This is a genomic window from Nonomuraea longicatena (genome assembly GCF_039525605.1).
In the GTDB taxonomy this organism is placed as follows: Bacteria; Actinomycetota; Actinomycetes; order Streptosporangiales; family Streptosporangiaceae; genus Nonomuraea; species Nonomuraea longicatena.
Genome location: NZ_BAAAHQ010000027.1, coordinates 32,493 through 54,992 on the forward strand (window position 1 = coordinate 32,493; position 22,500 = coordinate 54,992).

20 protein-coding genes and 1 tRNA gene are annotated in these 22,500 nt (G+C 70.0%); 7 read left to right on the top strand and 14 right to left on the bottom strand.

What is annotated here, in order from left to right:
- Window positions 1–2: 2 nt before the first annotated feature.
- The 3 genes from ABD120_RS25645 to ABD120_RS25655 all read left to right on the top strand — a co-directional run bounded on the left by ABD120_RS25645 (window position 3) and on the right by ABD120_RS25655 (window position 3,378).
- Window positions 3–848, top strand: coding sequence for a sulfotransferase family protein (locus ABD120_RS25645; RefSeq protein WP_343952715.1), 846 nt, complete (start codon window positions 3–5; stop codon window positions 846–848).
- Between the two features lie 149 nt (window positions 849–997).
- Window positions 998–2,314, top strand: a complete 1,317-nt coding sequence (locus tag ABD120_RS25650) for a lipopolysaccharide biosynthesis protein (RefSeq protein WP_343952614.1) — start codon at window positions 998–1,000, stop codon at window positions 2,312–2,314.
- 116 nt (window positions 2,315–2,430) lie between these two features.
- Window positions 2,431–3,378 (top strand): sulfotransferase, encoded by a 948-nt coding sequence (locus ABD120_RS25655; protein ID WP_343952615.1) that lies wholly within the window; start codon window positions 2,431–2,433, stop codon window positions 3,376–3,378.
- Between the two features lie 81 nt (window positions 3,379–3,459).
- Here the strand turns inward: ABD120_RS25655 and ABD120_RS25660 are convergent, their stop codons facing one another.
- The 13 genes from ABD120_RS25660 to ABD120_RS25720 form a co-directional block, all read right to left on the bottom strand.
- Complete coding sequence (locus ABD120_RS25660) at window positions 3,460–4,236, bottom strand: WecB/TagA/CpsF family glycosyltransferase (RefSeq protein ID WP_343952616.1); 777 nt, start codon at window positions 4,234–4,236, stop codon at window positions 3,460–3,462.
- A 578-nt stretch (window positions 4,237–4,814) separates the two neighbouring features.
- Window positions 4,815–5,735, bottom strand: a complete 921-nt coding sequence (locus ABD120_RS25665; protein WP_343952617.1) for a glycosyltransferase family 2 protein — start codon at window positions 5,733–5,735, stop codon at window positions 4,815–4,817.
- Window positions 5,732–5,890 carry a hypothetical protein gene (locus tag ABD120_RS25670; RefSeq protein ID WP_343952618.1) on the bottom strand — a complete coding sequence of 53 codons (159 nt, stop codon included), beginning with the start codon at window positions 5,888–5,890 and terminating at the stop codon, window positions 5,732–5,734. The genes ABD120_RS25665 and ABD120_RS25670 overlap by 4 nt, the downstream gene beginning before the upstream one ends.
- The gene (locus tag ABD120_RS25675) at window positions 5,887–6,795 is read right to left on the bottom strand and encodes a sulfotransferase (RefSeq protein WP_343952619.1); all 909 of its coding nucleotides are present in this window, start codon (window positions 6,793–6,795) and stop codon (window positions 5,887–5,889) included. The genes ABD120_RS25670 and ABD120_RS25675 overlap by 4 nt, the downstream gene beginning before the upstream one ends.
- 412 nt (window positions 6,796–7,207) lie before the next feature.
- Complete coding sequence (gene cysN / locus ABD120_RS25680) at window positions 7,208–8,461, bottom strand: sulfate adenylyltransferase subunit CysN (RefSeq protein WP_343952620.1); 1,254 nt, start codon at window positions 8,459–8,461, stop codon at window positions 7,208–7,210.
- Between the two features lie 2 nt (window positions 8,462–8,463).
- Window positions 8,464–9,378 (bottom strand): sulfate adenylyltransferase subunit CysD, encoded by a 915-nt coding sequence (gene cysD, locus ABD120_RS25685; RefSeq protein WP_343952621.1) that lies wholly within the window; start codon window positions 9,376–9,378, stop codon window positions 8,464–8,466.
- 20 nt (window positions 9,379–9,398) lie between these two features.
- Window positions 9,399–10,163, bottom strand: a complete 765-nt coding sequence (locus tag ABD120_RS25690; RefSeq protein ID WP_343952622.1) for a 3'(2'),5'-bisphosphate nucleotidase CysQ — start codon at window positions 10,161–10,163, stop codon at window positions 9,399–9,401.
- Window positions 10,163–11,602 (bottom strand): sugar transferase, encoded by a 1,440-nt coding sequence (locus tag ABD120_RS25695; RefSeq protein WP_343952623.1) that lies wholly within the window; start codon window positions 11,600–11,602, stop codon window positions 10,163–10,165. Before ABD120_RS25695 ends, ABD120_RS25690 begins: the two co-directional genes overlap by 1 nt.
- Before the next feature lie 114 nt (window positions 11,603–11,716).
- The gene (gene pth / locus ABD120_RS25700) at window positions 11,717–12,301 is read right to left on the bottom strand and encodes an aminoacyl-tRNA hydrolase (RefSeq protein ID WP_343952624.1); all 585 of its coding nucleotides are present in this window, start codon (window positions 12,299–12,301) and stop codon (window positions 11,717–11,719) included.
- Between the two features lie 98 nt (window positions 12,302–12,399).
- The gene (locus tag ABD120_RS25705; RefSeq protein ID WP_343952626.1) at window positions 12,400–13,020 is read right to left on the bottom strand and encodes a 50S ribosomal protein L25/general stress protein Ctc; all 621 of its coding nucleotides are present in this window, start codon (window positions 13,018–13,020) and stop codon (window positions 12,400–12,402) included.
- 318 nt (window positions 13,021–13,338) lie between these two features.
- A complete protein-coding gene (locus ABD120_RS25710) occupies window positions 13,339–14,316 on the bottom strand; it encodes a ribose-phosphate diphosphokinase (protein WP_343952627.1) in 978 nt (325 codons plus the stop codon).
- Window positions 14,313–15,764 (bottom strand): bifunctional UDP-N-acetylglucosamine diphosphorylase/glucosamine-1-phosphate N-acetyltransferase GlmU, encoded by a 1,452-nt coding sequence (gene glmU / locus ABD120_RS25715; protein WP_343952628.1) that lies wholly within the window; start codon window positions 15,762–15,764, stop codon window positions 14,313–14,315. Before glmU ends, ABD120_RS25710 begins: the two co-directional genes overlap by 4 nt.
- 111 nt (window positions 15,765–15,875) lie before the next feature.
- Window positions 15,876–15,947: transfer RNA gene (locus ABD120_RS25720), tRNA-Gln, on the bottom strand.
- 274 nt (window positions 15,948–16,221) lie between these two features.
- On the opposite strand from ABD120_RS25720, the gene ABD120_RS25725 reads away from it, so the two are divergent.
- Genes ABD120_RS25725 through ABD120_RS25740 form a run of 4 tightly spaced genes read left to right on the top strand, consistent with a single transcriptional unit; the run spans window position 16,222 to window position 21,023 of the window.
- Window positions 16,222–17,163 carry an acyl-CoA desaturase gene (locus ABD120_RS25725; protein WP_343952629.1) on the top strand — a complete coding sequence of 314 codons (942 nt, stop codon included), beginning with the start codon at window positions 16,222–16,224 and terminating at the stop codon, window positions 17,161–17,163.
- Between the two features lie 25 nt (window positions 17,164–17,188).
- Window positions 17,189–18,079, top strand: coding sequence for a TetR/AcrR family transcriptional regulator (locus ABD120_RS25730; RefSeq protein WP_343952630.1), 891 nt, complete (start codon window positions 17,189–17,191; stop codon window positions 18,077–18,079).
- A 54-nt stretch (window positions 18,080–18,133) separates the two neighbouring features.
- The gene (locus tag ABD120_RS25735; RefSeq protein ID WP_343952631.1) at window positions 18,134–20,194 is read left to right on the top strand and encodes an RNA degradosome polyphosphate kinase; all 2,061 of its coding nucleotides are present in this window, start codon (window positions 18,134–18,136) and stop codon (window positions 20,192–20,194) included.
- Complete coding sequence (locus tag ABD120_RS25740) at window positions 20,184–21,023, top strand: NUDIX hydrolase (RefSeq protein ID WP_343952632.1); 840 nt, start codon at window positions 20,184–20,186, stop codon at window positions 21,021–21,023. The genes ABD120_RS25735 and ABD120_RS25740 overlap by 11 nt, the downstream gene beginning before the upstream one ends.
- Here ABD120_RS25740 and ABD120_RS25745 read toward each other — a convergent pair.
- Window positions 21,008–22,468 (bottom strand): CYTH and CHAD domain-containing protein, encoded by a 1,461-nt coding sequence (locus tag ABD120_RS25745; RefSeq protein WP_343952633.1) that lies wholly within the window; start codon window positions 22,466–22,468, stop codon window positions 21,008–21,010. The genes ABD120_RS25740 and ABD120_RS25745 overlap by 16 nt on opposite strands.
- Window positions 22,469–22,500: the final 32 nt, after the last annotated feature.

Here is a 22,500-nt window from a genome sequence, read left to right on the forward strand (position 1 = left end):
CCATGAAGCAGTCGGTGCTCGCCGTCTCGCGCACCACCGGCCGGTTCACCTCGGGCGGGCGCATGCTGCCCGGCTTCCTCATCGTCGGCGCCCAGCGCTGCGGCACCACCTCGCTCTACCGGGCGCTCTCCCAGCATCCCCTGCTGCTCAAGCCGGTGCTGCACAAGGGCGTCCACTACTTCGACGTCGGCTACTACCGGGGGATGCGCTGGTACCAGGGGCACTTCCCGACGCGGGTCGGCGCGGCGCTGCTCACCCGCAAGCACCAGGGACGGTCGCTCGCCTTCGAGTCGTCGCCGTACTACCTGTTCCACCCGCTCGCCGCCGAGCGCATCGCCGCCGACCTGCCCGGGGTCAAACTGATCGCGCTGGTCCGCGATCCGGTCGAGCGGGCCTGCTCGGCACACGCGCACGAACTGGCGCGTGGGTTCGAGACCGAGTCCAACTTCGAGTACGCCGTCGAGCTCGAAGGACGGCGGCTGGCCGGGGCCGAGGACGCGCTGCGCACCCATCCGGAGGCCGTCCACCACTCCCATCGCCATCACGCCTACCTGGCTCGCGGACGGTACGCCGAGCAACTGGACCGGTTGGAGGCGCTGTTCGGGCGCGAGCGGATCCTGGTGCTGGACAGCCATCGGTTCTTCGCCGAGCCGGAGCGGGTGTACGACCGGGTGCTGGAGTTCCTGGGGGTGCCGCACTACGGATACCCGGTGTTCGAACGGCACAACGGACGGCCTCTGCCCAAACCCGTGCCGTTGTCGCTGCGAGCGGCGCTCAGTGATCACTTCGAGGTCTACGACCAGCAGCTGGTGCCGTGGCTGGGAGCGGATCCGTCGTGGCGCCGGTGACCTCCGACGAGGACGAGCCGCCTCAGAGGCTACGGGAACCACAGAGACCACGAGGGCCGCAAGAGTCACGGGAACCGCCGGAGCTACGGGGGCTGCGCGGGCAGGGGCCACGAGGGCTGCGGGGGGTCGCGCGGGGTGGGGTCGCCGGGGTGGCCGGGGCAGGGGTGGGAGCTGGGGCGCAGTTCCTGCTCGCGGTGGTGGTGACGCGAGCGGCGGAGGTCGAGACGGCTGGGGCCTTCTTCACGACGGCGGCACTGGCGCTGATGATCGCCGGGGTGGCCAAGCTGGACGCGGGCGGAGGGGTGGTGTACTTCGTCGCGCGGGCTCGAACGTGCGGATATCAGGGAGCTTCCGGATATATCCGGGCGGGGTTGGTTCCCGGAGTGTGTGTGGCCGTCATCGCCGGTGTCGTCTTCCATCCGCAGTTGGGGGCGGCGTCCTTCGCATTGCCGATGATGGTCGCCGCCGACATCCTCCTCGCCGCCACCCGCGGCCTCGGCGGCATGCGCCCCACCGTCCTCCTGGACGGCGTCCTGCTACCGGTTGGCCAGTTGATCCTGGTCGCAGCCGTCGTCTTCACCCCCGCCTGGCACCTCGTCCTTACCCCCGCCCCCGCTTCTATGACCGCCCCTGTTCCAGCCCCCGTCTCCGCTTCTGTGTTCGTGACTTCGCCGGGGTGGCTGGTGGGGGCGTGGGTGGCGCCGTACCTGCCGCTGCTGGTGCTGAGCGCCCTCAGCCTGCGCGGACGGGTGCCACGGACACCGCCGCTGCCCGGAGCGGCGCGTGAACTGTGGCGTCACACGGCACCGAGGTCGGCGGCGGGCGCGATCCAGGCGGTGTTCCAACGGCTGGACATCGTGATCGTGGGAGCGCTCGGCGGACTGGCGCAGGCGGCCGTGTACACGGCCGCCACCCGCTTCAAGGTTGTCGGGCAGCTTGCCAACCAGGGACTCGCCCAAACCGCCCAACCGCGCCTCATCCGCGCCATGGCCGAAGGCGACCTGGTCAAGGCCAGGACGCTGTACCAGGCGACCACGATCTGGCTGGTCGTGATGACCTGGCCGGTCTGGCTGGCGTACGCCGCCGTCGCCCCCTGGCTGCTCACGGTCTTCGGCAGCCCGTACGGCTCGGCCGTACCCATCGCGCTGGTGCTGTCGGCGACCATGATGCTGGCCACCGCGTGCGGCATGGTGGACGTGGTCCTCACCTCGGCCGGGCACACCACGGCGAGCCTGCTCAACCTCGTCGCCGCCCTCGCGGTGACGGTGCTGCTCGACCTCGCCCTCATCCCCACACACGGAGCGCTCGGCGCCGCACTCGGCTGGTCCGGCGGCGTGATCGTCAAGAACCTGCTCCCCTTGTGGCAGATCCATCACCGGTACGGCCTGCGTCCCTTCGGCCGTCACAGCCTCACCGCCCTCCGCCCGAGCCGGTGGACACCCCCGCACCACCAGGAGGTCCGGTGACCTCGCCGGCCAACCCGTCCCACGGACGCGAAGACCGCCATGGGTGAACACCCACCCACCACCGACGGACGCGAAGACCGCCATGAGTGAACGCCCGCCCACCACTGGGAGAGTCCATGAGTGTGCTCGTCACCGGTCTGCCGCGCAGCGGTACCAGTTGGACCGGCAGGATGCTGGCCGCCGGAGGCGACGTCGTCTACGTCAACGAACCTCTCAACCCGCAACACCCACCCGGACGCTGCCCAGGCGTGCTGAAGGCATCCGTCACCCACCGGTTTCAGTACATATGCGATGACAACTCCGCCAACTGGCTGCCCGCCTTCCGGAACACGATCGCTCTCCGGTACGGCTTCCGCGACGAACTCCGGGTGAACCGGTCACCGTACGATCTGGCTCGGCTCCTCCGTTACGGCACAGCCTTCACCCACGGCCGCCTCACCGGCCGACGGGCGCTCCTCGACGACCCGTTCGCCGTCCTGTCGGCCGGCTGGTTCGCCTCCCGCCTCGGCTGCCGGGTGATCGCGCTGATCCGCGACCCCGTGTCCTTCGTGGCGAGTTGGCAGCGGCTCGGCTGGACCGTCCACTTCCGCGAGCTGCTCACCCAGCCGCTCCTCGTCCGCGACCACCCTGCGGCGCTCGGACTCCGCCCGCTACTCGACTCCGACGACCACCTCGCCAAGACGGCCGCCCTGTGGCGCTTCACCCGCGACGTTCTCCTGGACACCACCGGCATCCACCTGGTCACCTACGAGTCGCTGGCCGCCGACCCGATCGACGGCTTCCGCGCGTTGTACACATACGCCGACCTGCGCTGGAGCCTCCGCGCCGAACGCCGCGTCCGCGCCGCCTGCCTGAGCGGGTCCACGCGCGGCGGTGCCTTCTCCTGGACGGGACTCTCCCGTACGGCCTACCGCCCGATGGACTCCCGCCGCGCCCTGGAGTCCCCCACCGGCCTCGCCCCCGACCAGATAGCCCGGATCCACACCCTCGTCGAAGGCGTTCAGGAGCACGGCCAACCTGGGCAACCCATCACCGGACGCCGCGACACAGACTCCCCGGGCTGACGGCGACGGCCCGGGTCTGCACCGCGCCAACCATCACCGACACCAGGAGGCTCGCAACACCGCCGAGGTGCCCGAAGATGGTTACCGTCCGGGGCGTCGGTTGTCCGATTCGTCGGCAACGGGCAGGACGTGGAGTTTCCGCAGCACGCCTCGGCCCAGCAGGGCGAGCGCGAAGGGCAGGTCGGCGACAAGGTAGCGGCGAGCCAGCCGACCCGGCTCGCTGACCAGCCGGAACAGCCATTCCAGCCCGGCCTGCTGCATCCACTCGGGCGCGCGGCAGACCGTCCCCGAGGCGAACGCGATCGCCGATCCACACCCCACGAACCACGCGCGCGGCAGTTCGGCCCGCAGTTCCTCGATGAACAGGTCCTGCCGTGGGAATCCCAGGCCCACGAACACCAGCCTGGGCCGTGTCTCCACAAGCCGCCGCCGTACCCTGGCCCGTCCTTCCTCCGTCGCATCGAACCCGTACGGCGGAGCGTCGCACCCCGCGACCATCAGCTTCGGATACCAGTTGCCCAGTTCGTCGGCCGCCTGCCGAGCCACGCCGGGCGGCCCGCCCAGGAGGTACACCGAGATCCCCCGCTTGGCGGCCATCTTGCTCAGCGACCAGATGAGGTCGGCGCCGGTGACCCGCTGGGGGACGGGGGTGTCGTTCAGCTTCGACGCCCAGACCAGCGGCATCCCGTCTGCCACCACCACCTCGGCGGCAGCGACCAAGGCCCGTAGACGCGCATCTTTCTGGAGGGTCTTACAGATGTCCACATTCGGGGTGACGATGTGCCCGCCGCGCCCGGCCGCGAGTTCGGCCGCGACGTGCTCGACGACCTGCGCCTCGGTGAAAGGATCCAGCGCCACACCCCCGACGACCACCCGCGCGGGCCGTCCAGCCGCTCGGCTCACGTCGGTGCGGGCGAACTCCCCGCCGGCGGTCAGCCGGTCGGTACGGCCATGCGCCGTACCCGACGTGCCCCCACCGGACCCTTCGCATATCCACCTGCGAAGCCTCGCGCGCTCCTCGGGCGACGTTTGGTTCGGAACCTCCCCGCCCCTGCGCCCCTCCGCGACCCGGCGACCCTCGGCCCTGGCCGTAGAGACCTCAGCGGCCGTAGAGACCTCAGCGGCCGTGGAGACCTCGGCCTCGGCCGTGGCGCCCTTGCTCCGAGCCTCGGACGTAGAGCCACCAGCCCTGACCCCGAAGCCCTCAGCCCTGGACGCGCCCTGGGTGGCAGGGTCGGTGGAAGGGCTCACATCCACACGACCGGCCGGAGCAGTTGTGCTCAGGTCGTCGGAAAGCGGCGTGCCCGGGACAGCCGGGTCGGCGGAAGGGCTCGCGTCCGCGCGACCGGCCGTGTCGGGGGGTGGGGCGGTGCGGGGGCGGGGGAGGTTGGTGGAGGGTGTGTCGGTGCGTGGGGAGAGTTCCTCAGGTCGTGCGGTCAAATCCCATGCCCCCTTGTATGCAGCAGTGACAGCACCGCCTGGGCGGGGATGAGCCCGGCGGCGACGGCGAGCGCGATCGGGGCGCGAGGCTCGCCGGGGCGGGCGGCGAAGGTACGCATCGCCCAGCGGCCCGCCTCCCGGCGCCGGCCCAGCGCGGCGTTGTGGAAGGCGAGCTGACCGTAGATCCGCGCCGCGCCGCGCGAATCCACGGTCAGTTCGGGATGCCGGGCGAGCATCCATTCCAGCCCGGCGATGCGGTCGGCCCAGCGGGTCGCATAGTGGGAGCGCCCCCAGCCGACCCGCACGAGCGGCTGGTCGACGTGCGCGATGGGACGGCGGGAGGCCGCGCGGAGCGCGAGGTCCCAGTCTTCGTTCTGGCCGCCGGGCGCGCTCTCGTCCACCCAGTAGGCGCCGCGCCGGAACACGAACGTCGAGGCGTGCACCATCACCATCCGCGATCGGACCAGGTGTGACTTGGTGACCTGCCCGGTGCCGGCAAGGCGGGGGACGCGACGGGAACCGTACTCGACCTCGATCGCGCACGACGCGAACTCCGCGCCGTCCTCAAGTGCGCGCACCTGGGCGGCGAGTTTGCCCGGCAGCCAGACGTCGTCGTCGTCACAGAACGCGATCAGCTCGGTGTCGCAGGCGGCGATGCCGGTGTTGCGGGCGCCCGGCAGGCCGGGGCTCAGGCGATTGGGCAGGACCCGGGCGTTCGGCAGCCGGTCTTTGGGTCCGCAGGGGGCGATGGCGTCGGCGACCTGTTCTGCCACGGGCTCGGGTGCGGCGCCGTCGACCACGACGACCAGTTCGACATGCCCCTGGTACCTCTGGGCGAACGCCGCCCTCGCGGCCGCCCTGAGTTGTACGGGGCGGTCTCCTCGGGTGGGGATGACGATACCGACAGACGCGTTCACGCCTCAGCCTCCCTGCCGCTCTCACAGGGCGTCAGGGACAGCGCTCCCCTGCCCCCACGTGCCGCCAACGCGCTCAACAGGTCGGGAAGCCCCAGCCAGGTCTTCAGGGCGGCCGGGACGCCTATAGGGCCGTCCTGGTTCTTGAGATCGTTCATGCCGTCTCCCCTGCGTAGCCGTACCGCCTCATGAGGGGCCGCGTCAGCGCGGCCACCAGGTGCCGGTGGCGCGGGGGCAGGCCCGCGCGCCACCCGTCGTCGCGGGCGAGCTCCACCGCCCCCACCGCGAACCGCATCGGGTTGCCCGAGGCCGTGTGCGCCACCGTGAGCGTGGCCACCCCGTCCCGTACATGCGGGAACCGATGATCCAGCCCGAGTTCGACGGCGAGCCCGGCCAGCAGGGCGTCGGGGTCGGCTAGCAGGTCTTCGTAGCGCACCCTGACCACCGGAACACCGCGTGTGGCGAGGAGGTCGAGCGCGAGATTCTGGGCGTTCCACTGCAAAGAGGTGTGTACGGGCCCCCAACGGGTCATGGGCCGCCCGTCCTCGGGGCGCTCGACGCTTCTGTGCCAGGAGTGTGCGACCGCCCGAGGGTCTCGGACGATGTGGATGACCCGGACGTCGATCCCCCCGGCGGACAGGCACCAGGCGAGCGAGGCGTGCTTGCTGGAGTCGATGACCGTGGCCGTGCCGGACACCTCGGCGGCGGCCGCGTAGACACGCCGGTAGGCGTCGACGTACTCCCCCAGGTCCGGATGTCCGATACGCGCTATACGGCGGGTACGGTCGACGCGCCGCCGCAGGACGAGGACGCGGCGGGCGTGGTCAGGCGCCCAACCTCCGAAGGCGCACTCACCGACCTTGCGCCAGAACGCGCAGGACGGCAGCGGCTCGCCGCATCCGCAGGGTTCGCCGCCGAGGACGCCGCGTTCCCACAGGTGGACGACCTCGCCCAGCGGTGTCACGCCCGGCTGCTCGCCCAGGAGGCGTTCGAGCAGCGTCGTGCCGCTGCGGCCGAGGCCGCCCAGGAAGATCACCTGGGTCGCGGGCGAACGGTCGGTCACGAATCGGCCTATCCCCTAGTGGATGACGAATCGTCGAGACACTAGCGCGGAGAGTAATCACACGGTCACCGAAACGGTGAATGATCTACCCTGCGTTCGAGTCGCCCCTCCCAGCACGAACAGAATCCGCGCAAGTACGATCACGCCCACAACCGTCGGGGACATGGCAGCCTTCTGGAGACACGGCAGCAGGCGGGGGCATGGCAGGCACACCGCCCCGTCCCGCCAAGGGCGGCACGCGGAGTTCGGGCCAGTCCTCAACGCCGGGCGCCCCCACCCCCGCACCGCCCTCAGCCCGCACCACGGCTACGCGAGGGTGAGGAAGCGCGCCTCACCCGCACCACGACTGCGCCAGAGCTGGGAAGCCCGCCTCAGGCCGGACCGCAGCTGCGCCTGGGCGAGGACGCTCGCCTCAGCGGGCGTCGATGACCATCCCGGCGCCGACCGTGCTGTTGGTGGACTCGTCGACCAGGATGAACCCGCCCGTCATCCGGTTGCGTCCGTAGTCGTCCACGAACAGCGGCTGCGTCACCCGCAGCGACACCCGCCCGATCTCGTTGAGTCCGAGCGACGGCGCCTCCTCGTCGCGGTGCAGCGTGTTGACGTCGAGCCGGTAGTGCAGGTCGCGCACCAGCGCCCGCGCCGTACGCGTCGTGTGCTTGATGACCAGCTTGGAGCGAGGCTGCAGCTTGGCCGCGTCGCTCATCCAGCAGACCATCGCCTCCAGGTCCTGGGCGACGGTCGGCTGGTTGTTGGGCCGGCAGATGAGGTCGCCGCGCGAGATGTCGATCTCGTCCTCCAGCCGGAGCGTCACCGACATGGGCGGGAACGCCTCCTCGACCGGCCCGTCGAAGGTGTCGATGGACGCGATGCGGGTGGTGAGCCCCGACGGCAGGTGCATCACCTCGTCGCCGGGCTTGAGCACCCCGCCCGCGACCTGCCCCGCATACCCCCGGTAGTCGTGGTACTCGGTCTTGTGCGGACGGATCACATACTGCACCGGGAAGCGCACGTCGACCAGGTTGCGGTCGGAGGCGATGTGCACGTTCTCCAGGTGGTGGAGCAGCGAGGACCCCTGGTACCACGGCATGTTCTCGGACCTGGACACCACGTTGTCACCGTGCAGCGCCGACATCGGGATGAAGGTCAGGTCGCCGACGTTGAGCTTGGAGGCGAAGGAGGTGAACTCCTCGCGGATCTCCTCGAAACGCTCCTCGGCGTAGTCGACGAGGTCCATCTTGTTGACGGCGAGCACCAGGTGCGGCACCCGCAGCAGCGTGGTGAGGAACGCGTGGCGCCGCGACTGCTCAAGTACGCCCTTGCGGGCGTCGATGAGGATGATCGCCAGGTCGGCGGTGGAGGCTCCGGTCACCATGTTGCGGGTGTACTGAATGTGTCCTGGCGTGTCGGCGATGATGAACTTGCGCCGCGGCGTGGCGAAGTAGCGGTAGGCGACGTCGATGGTGATGCCCTGCTCGCGCTCGGCCCGCAGGCCGTCGGTGAGCAGCGACAGGTCGGTGTACTCGGTGCCCCGGTCGCGGGAGGTGCGCTCGACGGCCTCAAGCTGATCCTCGAAGATCGCCTTGGAGTCGAACAGCAGGCGCCCGATGAGGGTGGACTTGCCGTCGTCGACGGAGCCGGCGGTGGCGAAACGAAGAATGTCCATGTCTAGAAGTAACCCTCGCGCTTGCGGTCTTCCATTGCTGCTTCGGACGCGCGGTCGTCGGCCCGGGTGGCGCCGCGCTCGGTGACGCGGGTGACCGCGATCTCCTCGATGATCTCCTCGACGGTGGCGGCGGCCGACTGCACCGCGCCGGTGCAGGTCATGTCGCCGACGGTGCGGTAGCGGACGACGGCGTCGAACAGGGGTTCGTCGTCGCCGCGCTGGACGACGGGCGAGTCGGGCAGGAGCATGCCGTCGCGCTCGAAGACCTTGCGGGTGTGGGAGTAGTAGATCGAGGGGATCTCGATGCCCTCGCGCCGGATGTAGTCCCAGATGTCGAGCTCGGTCCAGTTGGACAGCGGGAAGACCCGGATGTGCTCGCCCTTGCGGATGCGGGAGTTGTAGAGGTTCCACAGCTCGGGGCGCTGGTTCTTGGGGTCCCACTGGCCGAAGTCGTCGCGGAAGGAGAAGACCCGCTCCTTGGCCCTGGCCTTCTCCTCGTCGCGGCGGGCGCCGCCGAAGACGGCGTCGAACTCGTGCTCCTCGATCGCGTCCAGCAGCGTCGTGGTCTGCAGGCGGTTGCGGGAGGCGCGGCGGCCGGTCTCCTCGGTCACCCGTCCGGCGTCGATGGAGTCCTGGACGCTGGCGACGACCAGCCGCGCGCCCAGTTCGCTCGCCCGGCGGTCGCGGAAGTCGATGACCTCGTCGAAGTTGTGACCGGTGTCGACGTGCATCAGCGGGAAGGGGATCGGCGCGGGCCAGAACGCCTTCTCGGCGATGCGGAGCATGACGATGGAGTCTTTGCCGCCGGAGAAGAGCAGACACGGATGCTCGAATTCGGCCGCGACTTCACGCATGATGTGAACAGCCTCGGCCTCGAGGACATCGAGCTGCGACGTGGTGTAGTCGCGCTGGAGCATACGGTCTCTCCTCCGGCGGTTTAGCGTTGCAGGTCCCGAATCCCGGCGAGCAGGGATGGCGCCAGTTCCGGTAGGGAAACAAGGATATCCGGTAGTGAGGGGTCGGCTTGGTTGTAGGTCAGCACAGTGCCGTCGATGCGGCTCGTGTGGACCCCCGCCGCCTGCGCGACGGCCACCGGAGCGGCCGAATCCCACTCGTACTGCCCGCCCGCGTGGACGTACGCCTCGACGTCACCGGTGAGCACCGCGGAGATCTTCGCTCCTGCGGAGCCGATGGGCACCAGGTCGGCGCCGACGAGGTAGGCGAGCTTCTGCACGAACTCGGGCGGCCGGGTGCGGCTGACGGCGATGCGGAAGCGGCCCTTGGCGTATGGGGGCGGCTTGGGCGGGTCTGCGGTGGTGAGGGTGCGGCCCTGCGCGGGCAGCGCCACCGCGCCGGCGGCGAGGGTGCCGCGCTCCCACAACGCCACGTGGACGGCCCAGTCGGAGCGGCCCTCCTCGGAGAACTCGCGGGTGCCGTCGAGCGGGTCGACGATCCACACCCGGTCGGCGCTCAGGCGGCGCGGGTCGAGCCGGTCCTCGCGCGAGGACTCCTCCGACAGGACGCTGTCGCTCGGGCGCAGCCGTCCGAGCGCTTCCATGAGGTAGAGGTGGGCCCCCCGGTCGCCGGCCGCGCGCAGCACCGCCGCGTCGCCGAAACCCTCGCGCTCGCGAATCTCCAGCAGCCGTCGGCCCGCCTCTTCGGCGAGGTCGGCGGCCAAGGCGTGGTCGTCGCGAATCGTCATCAATAAGCTCCTTGCCCGCGGGCGACGGCCGACCAAGTCTTCCACAGAATCTGAAGGTCCAGCATGAGCGACCAGTTCTCCACGTAACGCAGGTCGAGGCGGACCGATTCCTCCCATGACAGATCGGACCTACCGCTCACCTGCCACAACCCGGTGAGTCCCGGACGGACGAGGAGTCTGCGTCGCACGTCGTCACCGTACCTCGCGACCTCGTCCGGCAGCGGCGGCCGGGGGCCGACGAGTGACATGTGGCCGCGCAGCACGTTGATCAGCTGGGGCAGTTCGTCGAGCGAGTGGCGGCGCAGCAGCGCGCCGAACGGGGTCACGCGCGGGTCGTCACGCAGCTTGAACAGCAGCCCGTCGCCGTCGCTCTCCAGATCGACCTTCAGGTGTTCGGCGTCGGCGCGCATGGTGCGGAACTTCACGATGGTGAACAGCGCGCCGTCGCGCCCGACGCGCGTCTGACGGAACAGCGCGGGCCCAGGGCTGCTCGCCCGTACGGCTGCCGCCACGCCCACCATGATCGGCGCCAGCACCACGAGCAGCGTCGCCGCGACCACCCGGTCGAAGACGTTCTTGACCAGTTGCCTGGCCCCGGCCAGTTCGGGATGTTCGACGTGCAGCAGCGGCAGCCCGGCCGCCGGGCGGATGGTGGTGCGGGGCCCGGCGACCTCCATCAGCGCGGGGGCCACGATCAGTTCGGTGTGGGAGCGCTCCAGGCGCCAGGCGAGGCGGCGCAGCGCCAGGCCGTCCATCTCGGGGCAGGCCAGTACGGCGACGGAGTCGGCGCCCACCTGCTCGACCACGAGCGGGACGTCGCTGAACCCCCCGGCGACCGGCACCCCCTCGATGCTCCTGCCGGGACGGTCTTCGGGCAGGCAGGCGGCCACGACCTCCATGCCGTGGTAGCGCTCGCGGCGGAAGCGCGCGACGAGTTCGGCGATCGAGGCGGGGTGGCCGACGGCGACGACGCGGCGCAGGCACCGGCCCGCCGCGCGGCGCCGGTGCAGCCCCTTGCGCAGGCCGTAGCGGAAGACGAGGGTGAGCAGCGTGGTGAGCGGCAGCGCGAGCACCACGTAGCCTCTGGCGACGTCGGTCTTGGTGACGTAGGAGCCGATGGCGGTGGCGGCGGTGAGGACCAGGCCGCACTGCACGACGCGGCGGAACTCCTCGGGCCCGGCGCCGAGCATGCGCGACTCGTAGGCGCGGTTGAGCGCGACCGCGCACACCCACAGCAGCGGCAGCCCGACGCTGAGCAGGAAGTACGGCACGGCGTACGGCGTGATCTCGCCGAACCGGGTGAAGAAGGCGACCAGCGCGCCCGTTCCGGCGCCGGCCAGGTCGGCGGCGACGGCGCGCAGCCGGTAGACGCGGACCCACGGGGGACCTCCGGGCTGGGAACCCCAGCCGAGGTCGGAGCCGGATCTGACGACGGTCATGGCAACATCGCCGTCACCCACGCACGCCTCCCAGCGACCCGACTGCCAACAGATGGTCACCAGAGCGTAGCCGTGCGCGATCACCCGTGAATCGGGAACGAACTTATGTGGGGATCAGCGTGGAGGGCCGGAAATGTTGAGGTCTGCCCGGTGGAACTGGTTCTGGGTTACTTCCAGGCCGTGCTGCATGAGCGACTCGACCACGTCGGCCGCCCGGTCGACCAGGAACGACAGGTCCTTGCGCTCGGCCGTGGCGAAGTCGCGCAGCACGTAAGCCGCCGGGTCCATCCGGCCGGGCGGGCGGCCGATGCCGAACCGGACCCGCAGGTAGTCGCGGGTGCCGAAGACCTTGGTGATCGACTTCAGCCCGTTGTGGCCGTTGTCGCCGCCGCCGTACTTGGCGCGCAGCGCGCCGTACGGGACGTCGAGCTCGTCGTGCACCACGATCAGGCGCTCGGCCGGGATCTTGTAGAAGTCGGCCAGCAGCTTGGCGGGGCCGCCCGACAGGTTCATGAACGACAGCGGCTTGGCGAGAACCGCCTCCCGGGTCTCCAGTACGGCGGCGCGGCTCTTGTGCGCCTTGAACCGGCCGCCTGCCCGCGCCGCCAGCTCGTCCAGCACCATGAAGCCCGCGTTGTGCCTGTTGCCTGCGTATTCGTCGCCGGGGTTGCCCAGTCCGACGATCAGCCAGCGGTCCATGCCACTCCTTCTCCGAACGCGTTCGGCACCAGTCTGCCGCTGAAGACGGAAAAAGGGGGCAGCCGGTGGGCTGTCCCCTTTCGCCGAACAGAGCGGTGTTACTCGGCGGCCTCAGCCGACTCGGCGGCCTCGCCCTCGGCGGCGGCCTCGGCACCTTCCTCGGCGGTCTCGACGGCGGCCTCGGTCGGCTTGGCGATGACCTGGATGACCACGACCTCCGGGTCGGCGGTGAGGGTCGCGCCCTTCGGCAGCTTCAGGTCGGCGGCGGTGATGACGACGCCGACCTCCAGGCCCTCGACGTCGACCTCGACGCCGGTCGGGATGTGCGTGGCCTCGGCCTCGACGGCGATCGCGACCAGCTGCTGGTCGAGGATGCCCTCGGAGTTGACGTCACCGGTGGTGGTGACGGGGATCTCGACGGTGACCTTCTCGCCGCGCTTGACCAGCAGCAGGTCGACGTGCTCGACGTAGCCCCTGATCGGGTCGCGCTGCACGCCCTTGGGCAGGGCCAGCTCGTCGACGCCCTCGCCCTTGAGGTGGATCAGGACGTTGGGCGTGCGCAGGGCGAGAAGGACCTCGTGGCCGGGGAGCGTGAGGTGCTTGGGGTCGATGCCGTGGCCGTAGAGAACGGCGGGCACCTTGTCGTCACGGCGGATCTTGCGGGCGGCGCCCTTGCCGAAGGTGGTGCGGGGCTCGGCGGCGATACGTACTTCGGACACGACATCTCCTAGGGATGCTCGGCTTGGGTTCGGCGCTCCCCCTCACCCGCCCTAGCGGAAGGCGTTACGAGCGCAACTCTCCAAGGCTACCGGCTCCCCCGGGTGACCGGACCCGCGAGGGTTCCCCGGCGCCGCGCGGCGGGACGTTGTGCGGCGGGGTACGGCGCCGCCTTGCGGCGGCCGAGGCGGGCCGGGCCGGGGGCAAGGGCGGAGTCGTCACGGCGGGCACGTCCTACGGCGAGGAGCGTGCCCTGGAGGCCGTGAGCGGGCGTCGGCGGGGGGCGGGCCCCACGGCTTCAGCCGTGATGGAGAAATCTGTTACGAGTCACCCTCGAACAGGCTGGTCACGGAGCCGTCGCTGAAGACCTCCGTGATGGCGCGGGCGATCAGCGGGGCGATCGACAGCACCGTCAGCTTGTCGAACCGCTGATCCTCCCTCAGCGGCAGCGTGTTGGTGACGATGACCTCGGAGATGCGCGAGTTCTTCAGCCGGTCCACCGCCGGGTCGGAGAAGACCGCGTGCGTGGCCGCCACGATGACGTCCGTCGCCCCCTGCTCGTACAGCGCGTCGGCCGCCTTGCAGATGGTCCCCGCCGTGTCGATCATGTCGTCCACGATCACGCACGTGCGTCCCCGGACCTTGCCGACCACCTCGCTGACCTTCACCTGGTTGGCCACGTCCAGGTCGCGGCGCTTGTGGATGAAGGCGAGCGGCGTGCCCAGCGTGTCGGCCCAGCGCTCGTTCAGCCGCACCCGGCCGGTGTCGGGCGAGACGATCGTGGTGTTGGCCAGGTCGAGCTTGTCCTTGAGGTACCGCTCCAGGACCGGCATCGCGAACAGGTGGTCGACGGGCCCGTCGAAGAAGCCCTGGATCTGGGACGTGTGCAGGTCGATCGACATGAGCCGGTCGGCGCCCGCCGTCTTGAACATGTCGGCCATCAGCCGGGCGGTGATCGGCTCGCGCCCTCTGCCCTTCTTGTCCTGCCTGGCGTAGCCGAAGAAGGGCATGACCACGGTGATGCGCTTGGCGGAGGCCCGCTTGAGCGCGTCGACCATGATGAGCTGCTCCATGATCCACTGGTTGATCGGAGCGGTGTGGCTCTGGATGACGAAGGCGTCGCACCCGCGTACGGACTCCAGATAGCGCGCATAGATCTCACCGTTGGCGAAATCATGCAGTTTGGTCGGCGTGAGGGATACGCCGATGTTGGAGGCGACCTCCTCCGCCAGGCCGGGGTGTGCCCGCCCCGAGAAAAGCATCAGCTCCTTCTCGCCTGGCTGCTTGATGCTGGTCATGCCCCACTCTCCTGCTGTTTCCGCTTGTCGAGCGCCCGCTGCGCGGCCGCCGCCGACTTCGTGCCCGCGCGCCTGCGCAAGACCCACTCCTCGATGTTGCGCTGCCGTGCTCTCGCCACCCCGATCGCGCCGGGGGGGACGTCTTTGTCGATCACCGATCCGGCGGCCGTGTAGGCGCCGTCGCCCACGGCGACCGGAGCGATGATCATGCTGTCGCAGCCGAGGAAGGCACCGTCGCCGATCGTGGAGCGGTTCTTCTCGACGCCGTCGTAGTTGACGAAGACGACGGCGGCGCCCACGTTGACGTCCTCACCGATGGTGGCGTCGCCCGCGTAGGACAGGTGGGGCACCTTGGAACGATCTCCCACCTGCGTGTTCTTCATCTCGACGAACGTACCCGCCTTGGACCTGTGCCCGAGGACCGTGCCCGGCCGCAGGTAGGCGTACGGTCCGACGCAGGCCTCCGGGCCGATCCGGGCGTTGTCGCAGACGGCGTTGCGCACGACGGCCCCCGCGCCGACGCCGGTGTCGGTCAGCGTGGTGGCGGGGCCGATCTCGGCGCCCTCGCCGACGGAGGTGGAGCCGTGGAGCTGGGTGCCGGGGTGGATGACGACGTCGGGGGCGAGTTCGACCTGTACGTCCACCCAGGTGCTGGCCGGGTCGACGACGGTGACGCCGGCGCGCATGTGCCGCTCCAGCACCCGCTGGTTGAGCACCTTGCGCGCGAAGGCGAGCTGCACCCGGTCGTTGACGCCCTCGACCTCGACATGGTCGGCGGCCACGTGGGCGCCGACGCGGTGGCCGTCGGCGCGCAGGATCGACAGCACGTCGGTGAGGTACTCCTCGCCCTGCGCGTTGTCGGTGGACACCCGCTTGACCGCGTCGGCGAGCAGCAGCCCGTCGAAGGCGTAGATGCCGGAGTTCATCTCCTTGATGGCCTGCTGTTCGGGCGTGGCGTCCTTCTGCTCGACGATCTCAAGCACGGCGCCGCCCTCGTCGCGGACGATGCGCCCGTATCCGGTCGGGTCGGGGACCTCCGCCGTGAGCACGGTGACGGCGTTGCCGTCCTCGGCGTGCCTGGCGAGGAGCGCGGCCAGGGTCTCGGTGCGGAGAAGGGGCACGTCGCCGTACGTCACGAGGACCGTGCCCTCGATCGAGCCGGTCTCCTCAAGCGCGGTGCGGACGGCGTGGCCGGTGCCGCGCTGCTCGTTCTGGACGACCGCCAGCGCGTCGGGGCTGGTGGCCGACAGGTGGTCGCCGACGCGCTCGCGCGCGTGGCCGATGACGACGAGGAGCCGGTCGGGCTCCAGGGCTCTGGCTGCGGCGAGCATGTGGTCGAGCAGGGCCCGGCCACACACTTCGTGCAGGACCTTCGGGGTCTGGCTCTTCATCCGGGTGCCCTCGCCGGCGGCGAGGACGATGACAGCTGCCGGGCGCGGCACACTCACGGACTGAGGCTCCCTGTGACTGGACGGATCTGGGTTGTTATGCGGCTACTGCACCGCTACCCTCCCGACACGGTGAGAATACCTGCCCGTGCTCAGGTGTCTTCCTGGCGGCTCCCGGAAGAGGACTCGAACCCCTACAAAGTGGACCAAAACCACTTGTCCTGCCGATTAGACGATCCGGGATCGGATCGGCGCGGGCGCCGATCCACCCCCCAACGATACCGGCCTTCCCGCCACTCGGTTCAACGGCATTTCCGCTGTTACGGCCAGCCACTCCACCACCACCCACCGCCATGCGCACCGGGCCTCCAGGGGCACGCTCCGCCCCGCTCCACCATCCCGCCGCGACGCCGACGTGAAGGTAAACACAACTCTTAGGGGTTCCTTACTTACGATGGCGTAGGTTACGTTTGCGTAGCCCGGACATACAACGCAATCATGTCGTGAGAGGTAGCCCATGACCGTTACTGCCGAGCGCTCAGCCCCCGGCCCCAAGCCCGAGGCCGAATCCGAGCCGAGGACCAAGGCCGAGCTGATCACCTTCGGCCTGGTCGTGGGCCTGCCGCTGGCGGCCTTCGCGACCGCCGTCCCGCTCGCCTGGGGCTGGGGCCTGTTCAGCTGGGTCGACGCGGTCATCGCGTTCGTCTTCTACATCGTCTCCGGCCTCGGCGTCACCGTCGGCCTGCACCGTTACTTCACCCACGGCTCCTTCAAGGCCAAGCGCCCGCTGAAGATCGCCCTCGGCGTCGCGGGCAGCCTCGCGCTGGAGATGTCCGTCCTCGACTGGGTCGCCACCCACCGCAAGCACCACAAGTTCTCCGACAAGGAAGGCGACCCGCACTCCCCCTGGCGCTTCGGCCCCGGTTTCCGCTCGATGACCAAGGGCCTGCTGTACGCACATCTGGGCTGGATGTTCGACGCCGACCGCGTCAACCGCGACAAGTACGCCCCCGACCTGGTCAAGGACCCCGACGTGCAGCGCCTGCACCGCTGGTTCGGCGCCCTCGCCGTCACCTCCCTCGTCCTTCCCGGGATCCTCGGCGGCCTGATCACCTGGTCCTGGCAGGGCGCGCTCACCGCCCTGTTCTGGGGCACGCTGGTCCGTATCGGCCTGCTGCACCACGTGACCTGGTCGATCAACTCCATCTGCCACGTCTTCGGCGAGGAGGAGTTCCAGGTACGTGACAAGTCGCGCAACGTCTGGTGGCTGGCGATCCCGTCCTTCGGCGAGTCGTGGCACAACCTGCACCACTCCGACCCGACCTGCGCCAGGCACGGCGCCCTCAAGGGCCAGATCGACCTGAGCGCGGGGCTCATCCGCGTCTTCGAGAAGCTCGGCTGGGTCCACGACGTGCGCTGGCCCACGCCGGAACGCTTGGCGGCGAAGCGCATTGCCTGACGCAGGTTCCGCGATTATTGACGGTGTGACCACAGAACCGCGATCTCGCAGGCGGATGTCCGGAAGAGAGCGAAGAGAGCAGCTGATCCGCATCAGCAGGACTCTGTTCGCCGAGAAGGGGTTCGACGGAACCTCCATCGAGGAGATCGCCGCCACCGCCCAGGTGTCCAAGCCGGTCGTGTACGAGCACTTCGGCGGCAAAGAGGGCGTGTACGCGGTCGTGGTCGACCGTGAGATGCAGAAACTGCTCGGTCTGATCACCGAGGCGCTGGCGGCCTCCCACTCCCTCATCAAGCTGGAGCGGGCGGCGCTGGCGCTGCTGCAGTACATCGAGGAGAGCAGCGAGGGCTTCCGGATCCTGGTCCGCGACTCCCACGCCGCCTCCGGCACGGGCACCTTCGCGAGCCTGATCAGCGAGATCGCCAGCCAGGTCGAGGACGTCCTCGCCGACGAGTTCTCCTCCCGCGGCTACGACCGGAAGCTGGCCCCCATGTACGCGCAGATGCTCGTCGGCATGGTGGCGCTGACCGGCCAGTGGTGGCTCGACGTCCGCAGGCCGGGCCGCGAGGAGGTCGCGGCCCACCTGGTCAACCTGGCGTGGAACGGCCTGACCGGCCTCAACCCGAACCCTCGGATCACCGCCGCGAGCGGCGCCGCCCCCTCGGCACCGCGCCCTTCGGAGAAGGAGCTGCGCGAGCTGGAGAAGATCCGTGAACGCGAGCTGAAAGAGGCGGAGAAGACCAGGTCCCGTGAGCTGAAGGAGGCCGAGAAGGCCCGGCTGCGGGAGCTGAAGGAGCGCGAACGGCTGCTCAAGGAGGCCGAGAAGGCCCGCGAGCGTGAGGACAAACTACGTCAGCGCGAGGCCCGGCTGGCCGAGCGGGCCGCGAAGCTGGAGCAGGTCGACCAGCCTGAGTGAGTCGTTGAGACGGCGTTAACGCTACGTTCAGTGTTTCGGGGCATATTACGTAATATGGCCGCCGAACTGCTTCAAGGTGGAAACGACCTGCCCCTGCCCCAGGAGCGGTTTCTCAACCGTGAGGAAAGCTGGCTTCAGTTCAACGAACGCGTCCTGGAGCTGGCCGAGGACGCCTCGCTCCCCCTGCTGGAGCGGGTGCGCTTCCTGGCGATCTTCGCCAGCAACCTCGACGAGTTCTTCCGCGTCCGGGTGGCGGGTCTCAAACGCCGGATGGCGACAGGACTGCTGCTGCGGACGAAAAGCGGCCTCAAACCCCGCGAAGAACTCGCCAGAATCGCCACCATCGCCGGGGATCTCGCCACCAGGCACGCGGCCGTCTTCCACAAGATGATCCTGCCCCAGCTCGCCGGTGAGGGCATCGAGATCGTCCGCTGGGACGACCTCGGCCGCGAGGAGCGCACCGAACTGCGCAAACTGTTCCGCGAGCGGATCCGCCCCGTGCTCACTCCGCTGGCCGTCGACCCCGCGCACCCCTTCCCCTACATCTCCGGCCTCAGCCTCAACCTGGCCGTCGTCGTGCGCAACCCGGCCACCGGCCACACCGTCTTCGCCCGCGTCAAGGTCCCGCCGCAGCTACCGCGTTTCGTCACCGCGTCGAAGGACCGGTTCGTCCCCCTCGAAGATGTGATCGCCGCCCACCTCGGCCAGTTGTTCAAGGGCATGGAGATCGTCCAGCACCACGTCTTCCGCGTCACCCGCAACGAGGACCTCGACGTGGACGAGGACGTCACCGAGAACCTCATGCAGGCCCTGGAGAAGGAACTGCTCAAACGCCGGTTCGGCCCGCCGGTCCGGCTTGAGGTCGAGGACACCATCACCCCCGAGGTGCTGGACCTGCTGGTCGACGAACTCGCCGTCGCGCCGCACGAGATCAACCGCATCGCCGGACCGCTCGACCTGACCGGCCTGCACGCCATCGCCGACCTCGACCGGGGCGAGCTCAGCTACCGGCCGTTCGTGCCCGCCGAGGCCGTCCACGCCGAGGACGACGTGTTCTCCGTACTGCGCGAGCGCGACGTGCTCCTGCACCACCCGTACGACTCGTTCGCCACCAGCGTCCAGCGCTTCATCGAGGAGGCCGCCGCCGACCCGCGCGTCCTGGCGATCAAGCAGACCCTCTACCGCACCAGCGGCGAGTCGCCCATCGTGGACGCCCTCATCGACGCCGCCGAGGCGGGCAAGCAGGTCGTGGTCGTGGTGGAGATCAAGGCCCGCTTCGACGAGCACGCCAACATCTCCTGGGCCCGCAAGCTGGAGCGGGCCGGCTGCCACGTCGTCTACGGCGTCGTCGGCCTGAAGACCCACTGCAAACTCGCCCTCGTCGTACGGCAGGAGCCCTCCGGCGAGCTACGCCGCTACTGCCACATCGGCACCGGCAACTACAACCCCAAGACCGCCAGGCAGTACGAGGACTTCGGCCTGCTGACCTCGGACCCGCTCGTCGGCGAGGACGTCACCGACCTGTTCATCCACCTGACCGGCTACTCCAACCACTCCGCCTACCGCCGCCTGCTGGTCGCCCCGCACTCACTGCGCGGCGGCCTGCTGGCCAGGATCGAGCGGGAGATCGCCCACCAGCAGGCGGGCCGCCCCGCCCGGATCCGGATCAAGACGAACTCCCTGGTGGACGAGCCCATGATCGACGCCCTCTACCGGGCCTCGCGGGCCGGCGTCCCCATCGACATCTGGGTGCGCGGCATCTGCATCCTGCGTCCGGGCGTCCCCGGCCTGTCGGAGACCATCCGGGTGCGCTCGATCCTGGGACGCTTCCTTGAGCACTCGCGCGTCTACGAGTTCGGGCTGGGCCGCCGCCCCGAGGTGTGGATCGGCAGCGCCGACCTCATGCGCCGCAACCTCGACCGCCGCGTCGAGGCCCTGGTCAAGGTCACCGGCCAGCAGCACAGGGCGTACCTGATCGACCTGATGGACCTGGCCATGGCCGACACCACCAACGCCTGGTGGCTGAACCCCGACGGCACCTGGGTCCGCCACCACGGCGAGGACCTGCAAAGTCATCTCATCGGCACGCGCCGCTGGAGAACCGTTGACGACTGACATCATCCGGGCGGCCGGAGCGGTGGTCTGGCGGGGCCACCCACGCGATCCCGAGGTCGCCCTCGTCCGCCGCGACCGCTACGACGACTGGACCTTCCCCAAGGGCAAGCTCAAGCGCGGCGAGCACGTCATCGCCGCCGCCGTGCGCGAGGTACGCGAGGAGACCGGCCTCACCGTACGGCTCGGCCGCGCGCTGCCGTCCGTCCACTACGAGGCGCACGACGGGCCCAAACGGGTCGACTACTGGGCCGCCCAGGTGGCGGACGAGCACCCGTTCGAGCCCGACGCCGAGGTCAGCGAGCTGGCCTGGCTGCCCGTCGGCGCGGCACGAGCCAGGCTCACCTACCCGTGGGACGGCGCGCTGCTGGACGCGCTCGCGGCGGAGCCGCTGGAGACCGTACCGCTGGTCCTGGTACGGCACGGCTCCGCCGGATCCCGCCACCACTGGGACGGCGACGACGGACTGCGCCCCCTCGACGCCGACGGGCGCGCCCAGGCGGAGACGATCGCCCGGGTGCTGCCCGCCTACCGGCCGGAGCGGCTGCTGAGTTCGCCGAGCCGCCGGTGCGTGGAGACGCTGGAGGCGTACTCGGCGGAGATCTCCACCGACCCGCTGCTCAGCGAGGAGCACTGGGACCCGGACCGGACCACCGCCCTGGTCTCCAGACTGACCACGGCGGCGGCCGTGTGCAGCCACGGCAAGGTGCTGCCGCAGCTCATCTCCGCGCTCGCCGGGGCCGAGTTGCCGCTGCGCAAGGGGGCTTTCGCCGTACTGCACCGGCTGGAGGGGCGGACCGTGAGCGTCGAGGTCTACTACAGCAGTTCGTGAACGGCCCGCAGGGTACGTTCCCAGACCTTCGGGAAGTCGGCGTGCGCCTGTTCGGCGTGCGCCCGCTCGATGCCGACGAGCACCCCGTAGGTGAAGGTGTCCTCTCCCGCCTGCCGCGCGCTCTCGGCCTCCTCGGCCAGCGTCTCCTGCGCGACGACGCCGTCCTGGTACAGCCCCAGCACCTCCTGGACGTTCTCCGCGTGCTTGGCCAGCGGCTTCATGCCGAGCGCCTCGGCGGTGTACCTGGCCCGTTTGGCGGCTTTGCGCACGTCGTGCATGGCGATCTCGCGGCGTTCCTCGTCCTCGATGGCCTGGGCGGCGTCGTAGGAGGCGGTCACCCGGTGCCAGTTCGCGGCGGCCACGCCCGCGAGCGTCGGTCCCTCCGTGCGTCCCGCCTTCTTGGTCAGCTCGGGGCGGACGAGCAGGTCGTCGAGGGTGTTCAGCAGCGCGTAGTAACGCTCGCCGCTCAACGCCTCCCTGATGTGCCCGTACGCCTCCTGCTCGCGGGCCAGCAGGTCGTCGTCCAGGCGGGTCCTGATCGGGCCCGTGACCAGCTCGGACGGCAGTCCGCGCAGGTGCCCGGCGAACCTGGCCCTGATCACCTCCAGGTCGCGGACCTCCCCGAGCACGTTCCCGAGCCAGCGCAGTTCCTCCTGTACGGCCTGCGTCCCGGTCACGATGGTCTTGAACGCCTTGAACGCGCTGCGCATCCGGCGGGCCGCGACCCGCATCTGGTGCACCGCGTCGTCCTCGGCCCGCCGTACCCGGGGGTCCTGCGACAGCAGCGCCGCGACCTGGCCCGCCAGGTAGGCCATGACGACGTGACCCGCCGTGCCCTCCTGCGTCGGCGGTCCGGGCCGGGGCGGCTGGTCGAGCAGCCGGGCGAGCTTGCTGGCCGACGGCGACGGGGTCGCGCCCGCCTTCCTGAGCCGTTTGCCGACCTTGGCGAGCACCGCCTCGTCCCCGGCTTCGAGGAGTTCGGCCTCGACCTCGCGCCAGCGTTCGACCTTGGGCTCGGTGCCGAAGACGGTTCCCTTGACGTGGTCGTCGGCGATCTCGACGAGATCACCGACCTTCCCGCTGACGACGGTGACGCTTCTGCGGGTGTCGAGCTCGGCGACCGCCTGCAGCGCGGCGCCCCTGGTGTAGGCGCGGACGAGTTCTTCCAGTTCCTCGGGGACGATCTTGGTGCTGCGGGTGAGCGGGTGGGTGATCTCCTGACGGACGCCCTTGGCCTTGGGCAGCTTCAGGTGCCACCCGGCGTCGGCGCCGCCGCGCCTGCGCCGCAGCGTCACGCCGCGCGCCGCGAGCCTCAGGTCGGGCGTGTCGTAGTAGAGGGCGACGAGCCGGTGGCTCTTGGGACCGCTCACGTCGCCGAGCTTCGTCAGGTCGGGTACGGCGTAGTCGGTGGGAACGTCGAACTTGTCCTCGATCTCGATGCCCACTGCACCTCGCAAAGAGTCCGATATCGGAACAT

Bases quoted from the DNA above. Each gene is read 5' to 3' on its own strand.
- ABD120_RS25695 (WP_343952623.1), bottom strand. From the start codon at position 11,602: ATGACCGTCGTCAGATCCGGCTCCGACCTCGGCTGGGGTTCCCAGCCC.
- ABD120_RS25710 (WP_343952627.1), bottom strand. From the start codon at position 14,316: ATGACCAGCATCAAGCAGCCAGGCGAGAAGGAGCTGATGCTTTTCTCG.
- ABD120_RS25645 (WP_343952715.1), top strand. From the start codon at position 3: ATGAAGCAGTCGGTGCTCGCCGTCTCGCGCACCACCGGCCGGTTCACC.
- ABD120_RS25725 (WP_343952629.1), top strand. From the start codon at position 16,222: ATGACCGTTACTGCCGAGCGCTCAGCCCCCGGCCCCAAGCCCGAGGCC.
- cysN (WP_343952620.1), bottom strand. From the start codon at position 8,461: ATGGACATTCTTCGTTTCGCCACCGCCGGCTCCGTCGACGACGGCAAG.
- ABD120_RS25690 (WP_343952622.1), bottom strand. From the start codon at position 10,163: ATGACGATTCGCGACGACCACGCCTTGGCCGCCGACCTCGCCGAAGAG.
- pth (WP_343952624.1), bottom strand. From the start codon at position 12,301: ATGGACCGCTGGCTGATCGTCGGACTGGGCAACCCCGGCGACGAATAC.
- cysD (WP_343952621.1), bottom strand. From the start codon at position 9,378: ATGCTCCAGCGCGACTACACCACGTCGCAGCTCGATGTCCTCGAGGCC.
- ABD120_RS25655 (WP_343952615.1), top strand. From the start codon at position 2,431: ATGAGTGTGCTCGTCACCGGTCTGCCGCGCAGCGGTACCAGTTGGACC.
- ABD120_RS25670 (WP_343952618.1), bottom strand. From the start codon at position 5,890: ATGAACGATCTCAAGAACCAGGACGGCCCTATAGGCGTCCCGGCCGCC.
- ABD120_RS25735 (WP_343952631.1), top strand. From the start codon at position 18,134: ATGGCCGCCGAACTGCTTCAAGGTGGAAACGACCTGCCCCTGCCCCAG.